Origin of the sequence: Vreelandella venusta, from assembly GCF_044809155.1 — a bacterium.
Classification (GTDB): Bacteria; Pseudomonadota; Gammaproteobacteria; order Pseudomonadales; family Halomonadaceae; genus Vreelandella; species Vreelandella venusta_B.
In genome coordinates this window covers 1,180,080-1,193,450 of the sequence record NZ_CP085241.1, presented here as the reverse complement: position 1 = coordinate 1,193,450, position 13,371 = coordinate 1,180,080, and the positions used below count along the sequence as shown (strand labels likewise).

Sequence of the window (13,371 nt, the reverse complement as noted above, 5' to 3'; positions counted from 1 at the left end):
CAATTAGTCAATACGGCCTGTCTGCTGGGCTTGTTTAAGCCGAGGCAGCGGACAGGCTGATCGTTTGAATTGGTAGCTGAACAGGCAGCTTGATCGGCGTGGTATCCGCCAAGTGCGCAAGCGTTACGCTTTCCAGCAGCGTTCGAATGGCGAGCGAGACGCGCTGCCAGTTATCTGCGACTCCGCACGTGGCCGCAAGCTCGCACTCTCCTTCCGCTTGGCTGCACTCGGTCATCGCCACGGGCCCTTCAATAGCTGAAATAATTTCTGCTGCCGTAATATGCGAGGCGGGCCGCGCGAGACGATACCCCCCCTGCGCACCGCGTTGAGATTCCAGTAAGCCTGCTTTCACCAGCATCTTCAGCGTTTTACTGACCGTTGGATGGGGCAGCTGAACTGCCTCCGCTAAATCAGCCGCCGTATGCGACGCCTGGGGATAGCGGGCAATTTGTGCCATTACCACCGCTGCATAGTCTGTCAGCCGAGAAAGCTTAAGCATGTGAACTCCCGTTCGCCGTTGCAATTGGCCTAGCTGTTAATTGGGTACCATTTTAGTCCTGTATAAATTTGATGTGAAGCCCTTGAGCAAAATCGTTATCAATATGAGCAAAATAACAGCACGTTCGGCTCTAATCGCATCAAAAACAACAATCATTATCATTTAAAAAAACTATTATTGATGCCCATCTTTTCGACCATGGTTTACATCAATAGACAACCTCTGATAGCTTCAAAGATAATTGGACGTCATTAATGTATAAGGCATTGGGATAGCATAGGAGGCTTTATGGATTCAGCAGTCAACAACATGGTAGGCGCGTCAATGGCAATGCAGCAGGCGCAAGTTGCACAGCAGGCGCAGCTGAGCGTTTTTAAAGATGCGTTAGATGGGCAAGCGGCACATATCTCCGCATTAATGGACACGATTTCCATGGAGCCACAGCTTGCAACAAGCGGCAGCGTAGGCACATTGATTAACACAACGGCTTGAGCACGCTTTCTAGCCATTAGATGTATTAGGTAAGTAAAAATAGCCCCTTAATTTAAAGGGGCTACTTTTATTTCAACGTCAGATGCTGGTGGCATCTTCTCATTACGCTTTTTTAACAAACTCAGACTTCAGTTTCATAGGGCCGATGCCGTCAATTTTACAATCAATATCGTGGTCGCCTTCGACGAGTCGGATGCTCTTCACTTTGGTACCCACTTTAACCACTAACGAACTGCCTTTTACCTTTAAATCTTTAATGACCGTTACGCTGTCACCATCAGTAAGCACGTTACCATTGGCGTCCCGGACACTCTTTTCCGTGTCTTCTGGGCCCTCTTCTGACACTTTCGACCACTCATTACCACACTCTGGGCAAACGAACTGCAAGCCATCATCGTAAGTAAACTCTGAGGCACAAGCAGGACAGTTGGGTAAAAGACTCATGTAAAGCTCCAACGCTAATAAAGCGAAGGAGCCTACACGGCTTTAATAAAAAGTAAAGCCGGTGTCTGTCATCAATCCCGCTGAAAAGTACCCACTAACCGATTCATGCCTAATAGGTTTGGCTCCACCTCTTTAAGCAGCTCGGCGAGCGTTAACCCTTCAGGTAGGTTAGTTTGATGATCTAATGCCAGCACCCAAAAATAGTAGAGATGTGGGCCGTGACCCTCGGGAGGCATGGGGCCTCCATAGCCCTGATTGCCAAAATCATTTGCACCTGCAGTACCCAATGCCGTTTTTTCGTTGAGCTGAACAACATCACCCGGCAAGTTATAAAGCACCCAGTGAACAAACCCATAGCTGCCCTCTTTAACGAGCGGAGCATCGGGGTCGTGGCAAATCACCGCAAAGCCTTTTGTGCCTTCCGGCGCGCCCTGCCATGCCAACGCTGGCGATATATCATCACCAACTCCGGTATATTGAGCGGGAATAGGCTGGTGATTCCCAAACGTACTACTTGTAACCTGCATTGAGGATAAGGCAAAACCCATGCTGCTCTCCTTAGTACCGGTGACTTGTGCGTTGTGCGCTATTGAATGTAGCTAAGGTATTAGGGTGAATCCAGTAGAGTGCTATGCCGCTGCCGCCACTGCTGAGCAATGCGGGTGTTTTCAGCGTTCCCCGCTGGGTTAAGCGCCGTTACCAGCTGAATATAATCACCTCGGGTTCTGGCCATTAGTCGCGGGTCTTGAGTGGCGAGCTGCAGCGCATAAAGCACCAGCATTTGCTCGTATGCATTTTGGGTAGCAAGCTGTGCAAACAGCAGTGGCACCGCTGGCAACCCAATTTCTCCTAACCGCTCAGCGGCGATATACCAGGTTTTGGGGTTGTCACCGTCTCCATAACTGGACACAAAACGCCGGTCAGCCAAACGGCTGACATAGTACGCCGCCTCTTCTTCAGGACTAATGAATAACGGCGGCACCCAATCGGTGACGGTTGCTGATGTACCCTGATGAGATAGCTCCTGCGATGCAGGCGGCGCTTCCAGCGGCGCGGATGTGCTGGCCGGGTCAGAAGGCGGCAACCCCGTTGACGTGGGCTGCCCTCCACAGCCTGCTAGCCCGCTCACCAGGATACATCCCCCCGCTAGACCTATCCATTTAGCCTGTCGCTTCATCATTTAATTCCCTATGAACGATTCACAAACATTTAAACCACTCCATTGGCGACAACTCACCAGCGCCCTTCACGCTTCAAACGCCGTTGCACCCAGCGATCATAGTACCAGCGCAGCCCCGCTTTAATGCCCGGCAAACCGATAAACCACCCAACAGGTCGTAACGTGGGGATTCGCGCCATCAGCAGTTGATAAGCCTCAATGCCTTCAATAATGCGTCCATCCTTTTGTTCAACATGCAATGAGCGCAGCGCTGCCTCTGGTGCGACCCCTTTTTCACGCAACGTTTGTTGATGTTCAGTGACATCACACCAGCGTATATCGCTTGCACGCTTGCCAGCCCAACGTTCAAATCGGGCACGATCTTTACGACAGCCGGGGCAGATACCATCGTAGTAGACGTTGATACACGCATGATTAGGCATATAGGCTCTCACTAAAGCTGTACTTCATAGTGTGCCACTTCCGCCATACGACGCAACTCAGCAGGCTTTACCATGAAACGTCTCTTGATCATTGCCCATGCACCGTCAGTGAACACCCAAAAAATGCGTCATGCAGTCATTAATGGCGCGTCAGATTCGGACATAGAAGGTGTGGAAGTCGTCTCTCTAAGCCCGCTTGAAACCCAGCCTGAACACATTAATGCAGCTGACGCCGTCATATTGGGAACCACCGAAAATCTGGGGTACATGGCAGGTTTGATGAAGGATGTTTTCGATCGCTGCTACTATCCTTGCCTGGAGAAAAACGAAGGGTTACCGTTCGCCTTTTATGTGCGTGCTGGCCACGATGGCACAGGCACCCAGCGCGCCATTGAAAGCATCACCAAAGGCATGCGCTGGAAGCTAGTGCAAGCGCCACTGATCTGCCGGGGTGACTTTCAGGAGATTTTTCTTGAACAGTGCGAAGAGCTAGGCCTCTCGATGGCCGCTAGCCTGGAAGCTGGCATTATCTAAGCCACGTGCAAACTTTCCGCTCTGTTTTGACGCTACGCGTCAAGAATCACATTGTATAACCGTGACAAGCCTGCCTTACTGTAAGAACGCACGGTGCAATGGCAGTCTCAGAAATCTGATGGTCACCACTGCCCTTGCTACTGTTCAACGCATGTCTTTCAGGTAGCTATTATGCATAACGTCATCGCTTTTTATGATGATCGCGTTCTTGCTCACGAGCCGAATATTGACGCGGACTTTTTACCGGAGCGGATCGATAAGCGCATTCGCCACCTGCTGGCTGGGCTACCTGTTCCGTGGAAATACCCTGAGCACCCTGGTCGCTTGAAAGCTATTCAACAGCTGCTTGAGAAAGCGCCGATTGAAGGCTTACACATTGAGGGCGGCAAAGCCGCCACCGCCGAACAGTTAGCCCGCGTACACACCACTTCTTACTTGAGCGATATTTTTAGCTTAAGAGGCAAAAATGCTTGGTTAGATGTCGACACTACCGCGGTTTCGCCCGGCAGCATTGACGCCGCCGAAGTTGCAGCAGGCACCGCGATTGCTGCGGTAGAGGCGGTGGTGGAGAAACGCACCAAAAGCGCATTCGCACTTGTACGCCCACCAGGGCACCATGCGGAACCCGTTCGCGCAAGAGGCTTCTGCTTATTCAATAACATCGCCGTTGCCGCTGCCCATGCACGCAGCGCCCTAGGCTGTGAAAGAGTGCTGATTATTGATTGGGATGCCCATCACGGTAACGGTACGCAGGACATTTTTTGGGCAGAGCCTGACGTGATGTTTTTCGACATACACCGCGCTGCGCCCTTCTATCCGGGGTCAGGCCATTTAGAGGAAATAGGCGCCGGTTTAGGAGAAGGCACTACCATCAACGTCCCCCTGCCAGCAGGCGCTGGCGATGAAGCGTATCTTAAAGCGTTTCACGATATTCTTGCGCCAGCGGCTGCGTGGTTTAAACCAGACATTATTCTTGTCTCAGCAGGATTCGACCCACACTGGCACGATTTAGCGCTTAATGTTTCCTACGAAGGGTTTGGTGCTCTGACGGGGTTCTTACAACAGCTCGCCGAACAGCATTGTGAAGGCCGTTTGGTCTTTGTGCTAGAAGGGGGCTATAACCTGGAGTCCTTAGCCAACGGTACTCGTGCGGTGCTTAGGGTATTAGCGGGTAACACCGTGCCGGTGCCTGATACCTGCGGGATTGCAGACGTTCAAGCAGCAGCTGACTTTCATCGCAACGCGTTTCAAACGAAATAAATAAAATGGCAATAAAAAACGGCACCTGGGAGGGTGCCGTTTTTGCTGATACGCGCCGCGTTTATCTTAGACGTTCAAAAACGGTTGCTACCCCTTGCCCCATACCAATACACATAGTGGCTAGGCCAAGCGTGGTGTCACGCTGTTGCATGACATTAAGCAGCGTGGTGCAAATGCGCGAGCCTGAACAACCCAGCGGGTGGCCCAGAGCAATGGCGCCGCCATGCAGGTTAACCTTTTCATCCATGGCATCAAGGAAGCCCAGGTCTTTCAGGACCGGTAAGCCTTGAGCCGCAAATGCTTCGTTAAGCTCAACGGTTTGAATATCCGCAGCGGATAACCCTGCTGCTTTCAGCGCTTTCTTAGACGCAGGCACCGGGCCGTAACCCATGATGGAAGCATCACAGCCAGCCACACCGGTTGAGAGCACTTTGGCAATCGGTTCAAGCCCCAGGGCCTGGGCGCGCTCGTAGCTCATTACCGCCATGGCTGACGCCCCTACCGACAGCGCCGACGACGTGCCCGCAGTCACGGTGCCGTTGCGAGGGTCAAACACTGGCTTGAGGCTCGCCATAGACTCCAGACTCGCCTCAGGACGAATCACTTCGTCGTTTTTAACCAGTACTTTAAAGCCGCGCTGATCGTGACCTTCGACACCGATAATTTCATTATCGAAGTAACCCTTCTCCATCGCTGCCTGGGCACGCTGGTGAGAGCGTACGCCAAACTTATCCTGATCTTCGCGCGAAATGCCGTGCATCTTACCCAGCAGCTCAGCGGTCAGGCCCATCATCATCGCGGCTTTCGCTGCGTACTTACTGGCGGCGGGGTTAACATCAACGCCGTGGGCCATGGGCACGTGCTCCATGTGCTCTACCCCACCGATCACGTAAAAGTCGCCCATGCCCGCTTTGATATTGGCAGCGGCGATATGCAGCGCGGTCATTGAGGAGCCGCACAGGCGGTTAACGGTCTGTGCAGGCACCGAACGCGGAATGCCGGTCATAATCGCGGCATTACGGGCGATGTTCATGGACTGCTCAAGGGTCTGGTTAACGCAGCCCCAAATCACATCATCCACTTCGGACGGGTCTAGGTTGGCGTTGCGGGCAAAGAGTGCCTGCATCACCGCAGCGGACAGGTTCTCAGCGCGTACATTACGGAACGCGCCGTTTTTAGCTTTCGCCATGGCGGTACGTACACCGTCAACCACCACGATATCTCTTGGGTTCAAACTCATCTTCTATCTCCTATGCGTGGTGGTTAAGCCTGGTTACCAGCGTAAAATTGCTCATTATTTTGAGCCATCTGGCGCAGTTTCTCAGTCGGCGCGTATAGCGGGCCTAACTCATCCGCAAGGTTTTCAGCCAGCTTCACAAACTCAGCAACGCCCATCGCATCGATGTAGCGCAGCGCGCCACCGCGGAAGGGAGGGAAACCAATACCGTAGATCAACGCCATATCGGCTTCAGCGGGCGTCTCAACGATGCCATCTTCCAAGCAGCGAACGGTTTCCAGGCAAAGCGGTATCATCATGCGAGCAATGATGTCTTCATCCGTAAACTCTTTCTGCTCTTTGACGACGTCTTTGACCAGCGCGTAGGCCTGCTCGTCGGTGACTTTCTTCGGTTTGCCTTTCTTGTCTTCCTCGTAGGCGTAGAAGCCTTTATCGTTCTTCTGGCCTAGACGCTTGTTGTCGTACATCACCTGAATAGCGGTTTTACCATCCCGCGCCATACGATCCGGGAAGCCTTCCGCCATCACTTCGTTAGCGTGGACAGCAGTATCCAGACCTACGACATCCAGCAGATAGGCGGGGCCCATGGGCCAGCCGAACTTCTCCATTACCTTATCAACACGCTGGAAGTCGGCCCCTTGCTCCACTAAGAAGCTGAAGCCACCAAAGTAAGGGAACAGTACGCGGTTAACCAGGAAGCCAGGGCAGTCGTTAACTACAATGGGGGTTTTGCCCATGGCACGTGCATAAGCAACCGTTGCCGCTACAGCAGCGTCTGAGGTCTTCTCGCCGCGAATAACTTCCACCAGCGGCATACGGTGTACCGGGTTGAAGAAGTGCATGCCGCAGAAGTTTTCAGGACGCTTCAGGTTTTTCGCCAGACGATTGATAGAAATCGTCGAGGTATTAGATGTCAGAATGGTATTTTCGCTGACCAGGCCTTCCACTTCGGTCAATACAGCGTCTTTGACCTTGGGGTTTTCAACCACGGCTTCAACCACTAGGTCGACGCTGTCGAAATCGCCGTAAGAGAGCGTAGGACGAATATTGGTCAGCTTCTCGGCCATCTGCTCGACGGTCATCTTTTTACGCTCAACCTGTTTGGAGAACAGCTTACGCGCTTCTTTCAGGCCCAGCTCAATGGCTTCCTCATTGATATCTTTCATTACAATGGGGGTGCCTTTACTGGCGCTCTGGTAGGCAATACCACCGCCCATAATACCCGCACCAAGCACGGCGGTTTGCTTAACCGGCTGCGACTGTTTCTCGTATTTGCTGCCTTTCTTCTTAACCACTTGGTCGTTGAGGAACAGACCCACCAAGTTAAAGGCAACGCTGCTCAGTGCGAGCTTGGCAAACGCTTTTGCTTCAATCGCTTGAGCACGGGCACGGGTTTCACCAGCACCTTTTTGAATCACTTTGATTGACTCTACCGGCGCAGGATAGTGAGGACCCGCCTTACCCGCCACGTAGCCTTTGGCGGTTTCAAACGCCATCATTTGCTCAATTGCATTAAGCTTCAGCGGCGACGTTTTCTCTTCGCGGCGGGCCATGTAATCCAGCTCACCGGCGTTAGCGCGGTCAAGAATATCTAACGCAGCTTCTTCCAATAGCTCGTGAGCAACCGCCGCGTCTACTGCGCCCACTTTAAGCGCTGCATTAGCGCGGTTTTCGGTACCGCCCGCAATCCACTCGATAGCGTTATCAGCACCAATCAAGCGAGGTAAGCGAACACAGCCACCCCAGCCAGGCAGAATGCCAAGTTTGGTTTCAGGCAAACCAATTTTGGCCTTTTCGCTCATTACGCGGAAGTCAGTCGTTAACAGGACTTCACAACCGCCACCTAGCGCTAGGCCGTTAATTGCCGTCACGGTGGGGAAAGGCAGGTCTTCGATAGCGTTGAAGATATCGTGCACCTTGAGGTTCATCTCAACCAGGTACTCTTCACCTTTATCAAAGAGGCTATGGAACTCCGTGATATCGGCACCGACGATAAACGCCTCTTTGCCGCTACGGATCAATAAGCCTTGCAAACCGCTTTCGCCTTGAAGTGCTTTAACAGCCTCCCCCAATTCAGCGACTACACCGCTGGAAAGCTTATTGACGGACTCATCTTTCAAATCGAAAGTGAGTTGGGCGATGTCATTGCCACCTTGGGTCTTACGACGCTCCACCGTGATGGCATTGCCTTGATAGATCATCCGCGCTCTCTCCACAAGTTCGGGCTGGCCCCTTATATCGGACCCGCCTCGCATTTCATACGGTCGTTTGATTGCGTAAGCTTGGTTGAGTTACTGCAGAACGTCAAGCCCTGACTTTCGGCTAACACGCTTAGCGGCTATGACTCAGCGTAGCTTGAGGGGTTCAGTAGAAAAACCTCGCTTTGGATTGAAGTAACCTGCCACCATGCGATGCTCGCGCTAAACTAAATCACCCTGCTGTTTTAATGAGAACCCTGCTGCTATGAGCGCCCTGCTTACTCCCTCGCGCATTACCTCTCTACAAAATCGCGTTGAGCGCCTGGTCGAGCGCCTGAAACCATGGAGCTGGCTGTGGCCGCCCATGGCGTTTGCCGCTGGCTTAGGCAGTTTTTTCCTGGTTGACCGTCAACAATGGTTGGGGGCAGCGTTAGCGCTTGGACTGCTGTTCGCCTGGGTGCTGCTACTTTCAGAAAGCTTGATTGGCCGTTGGCTTGCAAAGCGTGGGCACCCCACGTTGCCTCGGGGGGTGACAACGTTTATCGCCCAAATGATTCACCAAGAAACGCTCTTCTTCACGCTACCGTTCATTCTGATCACCACCGTGTGGAACAGCGGCCAAACATTATTTGCCGCCCTGGTAGTAGGCATGGCGGCACTCTCAATCATTGACCCGCTCTACTACAAGCTAGCGGGCCGTTGGCGTAGCCTCTACTTTATTTTTCATGCCCAGTGCGTCTTTTTGGTCGTCCTGGTGATTTTGCCGATCATGCTGCATCTCACTACCCGCCAAAGCCTACAACTAGCGCTCGTGATCACAGTACTCCTGGCACTGCCTAGCTTTTGGCATTTGCTCAATAAACGCTCGCTGAAGCATTGGTGCCTATTTTTTGGGCTGACGTTGGTGCTTGCTTACGCCGCGTGGGTGGGCCGTATTTGGGTGCCACCCGCCAGCCTCTGGATGACCAGCAGCGCGCTTTCGCCGGCCTTCAACATCCAACAGCGCCAACCGCAAGGTTCGATTGCGCTTACACCACAGGCATTACAAGCCAACGGCCTATACGTTTACACCGCCATACGAGCGCCCCGGGGCTTAAGCGAAACGATTTACCATACCTGGTACCACAATGGCGCGCCTATCGATGAGGTAGAACTCGACATTAATGGGGGACGTGAACAGGGCTATCGGGCTTGGAGCCATAAGCTCAACTTCCCCGCTGACCCTTCTGGAAAATGGCGCATCGACATCATGACCGACGGCGGCCAGCGGTTAGGCTTACTGCGTTTTAACGTATCGGAAGATCCTGACAAGGCTTCACTTGCCGACAGCCACATTAATGCAAGCGGGTTAAGCGGCCTCAATTTGCGCCGTTTTATTCCTGGTAGAAGCGACGATGCCGAGCCGTCAAGTGAGAACTGAATAACAGAACACCTTGCAATCAGCGGTTCAGCTAATGACAATTCCTCCACTTACACTTATTGGTAGCCAATTGCTATGCCGTCATCCATTGGTTTTCGACTTGCCCGCCTGCCACATTTGTGGCGCTCTATCATCGACCGCAGGTTAGCCCCGTTGGGGCTAACACAGACCCGCTGGGTTACGCTTTACCACCTGTGGAAGCTAGGGGAAGGCAACCCTCAATGTGATTTAGCTCGTGCAATCGGGGTTGAAGCCCCTTCATTAGTACGCACGCTAGGCCAGCTGGAAGAGCAGGGCTTAGTCGAGCGACGCGCCTGCGATAATGATCGACGCAGTAAGCGCATCTATCTCACGCCTGCAGCCATGCCCTTACTAGAGCAAATCGACAGCGTAGTGCTGGAAGCGCGTAAAGAGATGCTCGCCGGGTTAAGCGAAAATGAACTCGATAAGCTGGATGAGTGGCTGGCACTCATTGAGGCTAATGGGCTCGCGATTCAGGCGCGGGATCAAGAAACCCCAAGCGCGTAATGATGTTGGTACTATAAATGACGGCCGACACTCTGCGTTTGAAGCGGCTTACTAATGGGCTTATCGGAAAGGCCGCTTAGCGACCGCTTGAGCTGTTCAAAGTCGTCTACATAGGTGGTGAACCGCTCTGCGTTTTGCGACTCCCACCACCATAACGTGAGCGAACCGGGGGTCGACTCGATGACTAATGCATCTTGAGGCAGCCGCTCTAGCAGTGCTTTGAAAGGCTCCGTGGCGTTATCGGGCAACGCCCGCAAAGGCGCAATACGCCACCGCCAGCCCGCGTGATACGGCTCAAGTGCCTCACTAGCGCTAGCTTCTCTTAGCAAGACAAACGTAGGGCCGGGTGCTCCCTGCGGATAGCACCATCGGTAAGCTGGCATGGTGCCTCTAAAATGATGCAGTGGGGGCTTATCCATCTCAATGGTAACCCCCTGTTGTTTAGCGCTTTCACGCAGCGCCATCTGGCGCTTCTGCTTAGGGCTGGGCTTAAGCCACATCACCGGCGCGATCACAAACATCAATATCGCAACAATAATCAACCATTCCATTTTAAACCCACCTCTTCCGGACAAACTGCGTTAGCTACTTGAAAAAACCATGATATAGATCGTTGTTAAGATTGCCTGAGACGCCTAAAGTAAAGGGCATCTAACAAAGCTTCTTCTTTGTTACTGAACGCTAAGGAGAAAAGCCATGAGCTATCGCCATATACTGGTAGCCGTCGATTTAACCAAAGATTCGCACAAAGTGTTAGAGCGTGCGGTTGGCATTTCAGAACGCAACCAAGACGCTAAAATTTCCATCATGCATACGCTCGAGCCCTTGGGTTTCGCCTACGGCGGTGATATCCCTATGGACCTTACCAGCATTCAAGACCAGCTAGACGAGCACGCAAAAAAGCGCCTTGCTGAAATTGCAGCCCCCCATATTTCGCAAGCCGACCAGCATGTCGTTGTGGGCATGCCCGACACTGAGATCCATCGCTTTGCCGAAGAGCACGACGTTGATTTGATCGTGGTAGGCTCCCACGGGCGTCACGGTTTTGCTCTATTACTCGGCTCAACATCCACCGGCGTTCTGCACGGTGCCCAATGCGATGTACTTGCGGTGCGCGTAGGTAAAAAAGGTGAAAAAAGCGACGAATAGCTAACGAATCGCCGCTTAAAAGCCCACTAAAAGGCGCCCATCATTGGGCGCCTTTTTTCATGGTAAGGCACTATTCGCCGCTAGCCATGGCCTCAAGCTCCATCCAACGCTCCATGGCCAATTCCAGCGCCTGCTGCACGCCTTCTAGCTGTTGCAGCTTGGCCGTCACGCTGCTGGCATCCTGCTGGTAAAAATCAGGATTGCCTATTTCCTGCTCTAAGGCCTCCACCTCGCTTTCTAAGCGCTCAATCTCAGCGGGCAGGGTGTCCAGCTCGCGCTGAAGCTTATAGGAAAGCTTAACGGCTTTCTTAGCAGGCTCGATAACGGGCGGCTCAGGCGTTTTTTCCACCGCCTTGCTGGTCGGTTCGGTGTTCTGACGCGCGGCCCCATCCCAGGGCGCAGGTGGCAACTTGCCCCCTTGGCGAATCCAGTCTGTGTAGCCCCCCACATACTCGCGCACACATCCCTCGCCTTCAAAGGCCAGCATGCTCGTTACCACGTTATCCATGAAGGTTCGGTCGTGGGAGACCAACAGCAGCGTGCCGTCGAAGTCCAGCAACAGCTCTTCAAGCAGTTCCAGCGTTTCCATATCCAGGTCGTTGGTCGGCTCATCGAGCACCAGTACGTTGGCAGGCTGGGTAAATAGCTTAGCCAACAGGAGCCGATTAGATTCACCGCCGGAAAGTGCTTTCACCGGTTGGCGCACACGGTCTGGCGTAAACAAAAAGTCCTGAAGGTAGCTCATCACATGGCGATCTTTACCACCCACGTTGACCCGGTCGCTACCTTGAGCGACGTTATCGTAGACGGTTTTTTCAAGCTCCAAGCCAGCACGTAGCTGGTCAAAGTAGGCCACCTTCAAGTTGGTGCCTAGCTGCACGCTGCCCTCTGTGGGTTCCAGCTCTCCCAGCAGGATTTTCAGCAGCGTCGTTTTACCGGCACCGTTGCGGCCTAAGAAGCCAATGCGGTCGCCGCGCATTACTTCCAGGTTTACATCACGCAGGATAACCTCGTCTCCAAACCGTTGCGTGACGCCTTTCAGTTCAACTACGCGCTTACCGGTGCGCTCGCCGCTATCCACCGTGAGATTAGCCGTGCCTTGGCGCTCGCGGCGCTGGCTACGTTCCACGCGCATTTGTTCCAGCTCACGCACGCGGCCTTCGTTACGGGTACGACGCGCCTTAACACCTTGGCGAATCCAAACTTCTTCCTGAGCCAGCTTCTTATCAAACAGCGCGTTTTCTCTGGCTTCTACTTCCAACTCATGCTGTTTGCGCTCTTGATACTCGGCGTAAGTACCGGGGTAACGGCCTAACTTACCTCGGTCTAGCTCAAGAATATTGGTTGCCAGCTTGGATAAAAACGCCCTGTCGTGGGTAATCAGTAACACCGCCCCGTTAAAGGCTAGCAGCTGCTCTTCCAACCACGCGATGGTGTCAAGGTCCAGGTGGTTGGTGGGCTCATCAAGCAGCAGCAGATCAGGCTCTGAGACCAGCGCCCGTGCTAAAGCAACGCGGCGGCGCCAGCCGCCGGAAAGCGCGCTCATCTCGGCTTCGGGCGGCAGTCCTAAGCGGGTGAGAACGACATCGATACTCTGATGAAATGACCAGCCGTCAATAGCCTCAATGCGGGTTTGCAGCTTGGCCATACGATCCATATCAGGGTCAGGATCATTGATAAGATGCTGGTATTCAGACAGCAGCTCTCCCGCTTCGGGCAGTCCCTGGGCGACCATATCAAAAATGGTCATACCCGAAGACTCTGGAAGCTCCTGGGCCAGCACGCCGATCTTCAACCCTGGGGCGCGCCAAATTGAGCCATCATCGGCTTGAATATCGCCTGCCACCAGTTTCAACAACGTTGATTTACCGGTGCCGTTGCGCCCGACCAGCGCCAGCCGCTCGCCTTTTTCAACCGTTAGGTCGGCGCGGTTAAGTAGTACTTGGGTGCCATAGGCGAGTTGCAGCTGTTCGAGTCGTAACAAGGTCACGCAGTGTCCTCCTTCGTC

At 53.3% G+C, this 13,371-nt stretch carries 15 protein-coding genes; 6 read left to right on the top strand and 9 right to left on the bottom strand.

Annotation, left to right across the window (positions count from 1 at the left end; translation table 11 throughout):
* Nucleotides 1–34 precede the first annotated feature (34 nt).
* A complete protein-coding gene (locus LG301_RS05695) occupies nt 35–499 on the bottom strand; it encodes an SUF system Fe-S cluster assembly regulator (protein ID WP_404474177.1) in 465 nt (154 codons plus the stop codon).
* Nucleotides 500–787: 288 nt separating this feature from the next.
* On the opposite strand from LG301_RS05695, the gene LG301_RS05690 reads away from it, so the two are divergent.
* A complete protein-coding gene (locus tag LG301_RS05690) occupies nt 788–991 on the top strand; it encodes a putative motility protein (protein ID WP_404474175.1) in 204 nt (67 codons plus the stop codon).
* A gap of 102 nt (nt 992–1,093) precedes the next feature.
* Here LG301_RS05690 and LG301_RS05685 read toward each other — a convergent pair whose 3' ends face one another.
* From LG301_RS05685 to LG301_RS05670, 4 genes are all read right to left on the bottom strand, one after another.
* Entirely contained in the window at nt 1,094–1,435 is a 342-nt protein-coding gene (locus tag LG301_RS05685; protein WP_404474173.1) for a zinc ribbon domain-containing protein YjdM, read from the bottom strand.
* 71 nt (nt 1,436–1,506) lie between these two features.
* The gene (locus tag LG301_RS05680; RefSeq protein WP_404474171.1) at nt 1,507–1,983 is read right to left on the bottom strand and encodes a YbhB/YbcL family Raf kinase inhibitor-like protein; all 477 of its coding nucleotides are present in this window, start codon (nt 1,981–1,983) and stop codon (nt 1,507–1,509) included.
* A gap of 59 nt (nt 1,984–2,042) precedes the next feature.
* Nucleotides 2,043–2,615 (bottom strand): hypothetical protein, encoded by a 573-nt coding sequence (locus LG301_RS05675; protein ID WP_404474169.1) that lies wholly within the window; start codon nt 2,613–2,615, stop codon nt 2,043–2,045.
* A gap of 53 nt (nt 2,616–2,668) precedes the next feature.
* Complete coding sequence (locus LG301_RS05670; RefSeq protein WP_404474167.1) at nt 2,669–3,037, bottom strand: thiol-disulfide oxidoreductase DCC family protein; 369 nt, start codon at nt 3,035–3,037, stop codon at nt 2,669–2,671.
* A 72-nt stretch (nt 3,038–3,109) separates the two neighbouring features.
* Here LG301_RS05670 and LG301_RS05665 point away from each other — a divergent pair, with 72 nt between their 5' ends.
* Nucleotides 3,110–3,571 (top strand): flavodoxin family protein, encoded by a 462-nt coding sequence (locus LG301_RS05665; RefSeq protein ID WP_404474166.1) that lies wholly within the window; start codon nt 3,110–3,112, stop codon nt 3,569–3,571.
* A gap of 171 nt (nt 3,572–3,742) precedes the next feature.
* A complete protein-coding gene (locus LG301_RS05660) occupies nt 3,743–4,831 on the top strand; it encodes a histone deacetylase (RefSeq protein WP_404474165.1) in 1,089 nt (362 codons plus the stop codon).
* Between the two features lie 61 nt (nt 4,832–4,892).
* On the opposite strand, the gene fadA is transcribed toward LG301_RS05660, so the two are convergent.
* Nucleotides 4,893–6,071, bottom strand: coding sequence for an acetyl-CoA C-acyltransferase FadA (fadA, locus tag LG301_RS05655; protein ID WP_404474163.1), 1,179 nt, complete (start codon nt 6,069–6,071; stop codon nt 4,893–4,895).
* Nucleotides 6,072–6,094: 23 nt separating this feature from the next.
* On the bottom strand, nt 6,095–8,269 hold the full coding sequence (gene fadB, locus LG301_RS05650) for a fatty acid oxidation complex subunit alpha FadB (RefSeq protein WP_404474161.1): 2,175 nt from the start codon (nt 8,267–8,269) through the stop codon (nt 6,095–6,097).
* 262 nt (nt 8,270–8,531) lie between these two features.
* Here fadB and LG301_RS05645 point away from each other — a divergent pair, with 262 nt between their 5' ends.
* On the top strand, nt 8,532–9,686 hold the full coding sequence (locus LG301_RS05645; RefSeq protein WP_404474159.1) for a DUF5924 family protein: 1,155 nt from the start codon (nt 8,532–8,534) through the stop codon (nt 9,684–9,686).
* A 75-nt stretch (nt 9,687–9,761) separates the two neighbouring features.
* Nucleotides 9,762–10,214, top strand: a complete 453-nt coding sequence (gene slyA, locus LG301_RS05640) for a transcriptional regulator SlyA (protein WP_404474157.1) — start codon at nt 9,762–9,764, stop codon at nt 10,212–10,214.
* Nucleotides 10,215–10,225: 11 nt separating this feature from the next.
* Here the strand turns inward: slyA and LG301_RS05635 are convergent, their stop codons facing one another.
* Nucleotides 10,226–10,765: a preprotein translocase subunit YajC gene (locus tag LG301_RS05635; protein ID WP_404474155.1), complete on the bottom strand. Its 540-nt coding sequence runs from the start codon at nt 10,763–10,765 to the stop codon at nt 10,226–10,228.
* A 145-nt stretch (nt 10,766–10,910) separates the two neighbouring features.
* Between LG301_RS05635 and LG301_RS05630 the strand changes: the two genes are divergently transcribed.
* Nucleotides 10,911–11,363, top strand: a complete 453-nt coding sequence (locus LG301_RS05630; protein ID WP_263065232.1) for a universal stress protein — start codon at nt 10,911–10,913, stop codon at nt 11,361–11,363.
* Nucleotides 11,364–11,433: 70 nt separating this feature from the next.
* Here the strand turns inward: LG301_RS05630 and LG301_RS05625 are convergent, their stop codons facing one another.
* On the bottom strand, nt 11,434–13,353 hold the full coding sequence (locus LG301_RS05625; protein WP_404474153.1) for an ATP-binding cassette domain-containing protein: 1,920 nt from the start codon (nt 13,351–13,353) through the stop codon (nt 11,434–11,436).
* Between the last annotated feature and the right edge of the window lie 18 nt (nt 13,354–13,371).

Coding starts and splice junctions, on each gene's coding strand:
- LG301_RS05695 (WP_404474177.1), bottom strand. CDS start 499: ATGCTTAAGCTTTCTCGGCTGACAGACTATGCAGCGGTGGTAATGGCA.
- LG301_RS05690 (WP_404474175.1), top strand. CDS start 788: ATGGATTCAGCAGTCAACAACATGGTAGGCGCGTCAATGGCAATGCAG.
- LG301_RS05685 (WP_404474173.1), bottom strand. CDS start 1,435: ATGAGTCTTTTACCCAACTGTCCTGCTTGTGCCTCAGAGTTTACTTAC.
- LG301_RS05680 (WP_404474171.1), bottom strand. CDS start 1,983: ATGGGTTTTGCCTTATCCTCAATGCAGGTTACAAGTAGTACGTTTGGG.
- LG301_RS05675 (WP_404474169.1), bottom strand. CDS start 2,615: ATGATGAAGCGACAGGCTAAATGGATAGGTCTAGCGGGGGGATGTATC.
- LG301_RS05670 (WP_404474167.1), bottom strand. CDS start 3,037: ATGCCTAATCATGCGTGTATCAACGTCTACTACGATGGTATCTGCCCC.
- LG301_RS05665 (WP_404474166.1), top strand. CDS start 3,110: ATGAAACGTCTCTTGATCATTGCCCATGCACCGTCAGTGAACACCCAA.
- LG301_RS05660 (WP_404474165.1), top strand. CDS start 3,743: ATGCATAACGTCATCGCTTTTTATGATGATCGCGTTCTTGCTCACGAG.
- fadA (WP_404474163.1), bottom strand. CDS start 6,071: ATGAGTTTGAACCCAAGAGATATCGTGGTGGTTGACGGTGTACGTACC.
- fadB (WP_404474161.1), bottom strand. CDS start 8,269: ATGATCTATCAAGGCAATGCCATCACGGTGGAGCGTCGTAAGACCCAA.
- LG301_RS05645 (WP_404474159.1), top strand. CDS start 8,532: ATGAGCGCCCTGCTTACTCCCTCGCGCATTACCTCTCTACAAAATCGC.
- slyA (WP_404474157.1), top strand. CDS start 9,762: ATGCCGTCATCCATTGGTTTTCGACTTGCCCGCCTGCCACATTTGTGG.
- LG301_RS05635 (WP_404474155.1), bottom strand. CDS start 10,765: ATGGAATGGTTGATTATTGTTGCGATATTGATGTTTGTGATCGCGCCG.
- LG301_RS05630 (WP_263065232.1), top strand. CDS start 10,911: ATGAGCTATCGCCATATACTGGTAGCCGTCGATTTAACCAAAGATTCG.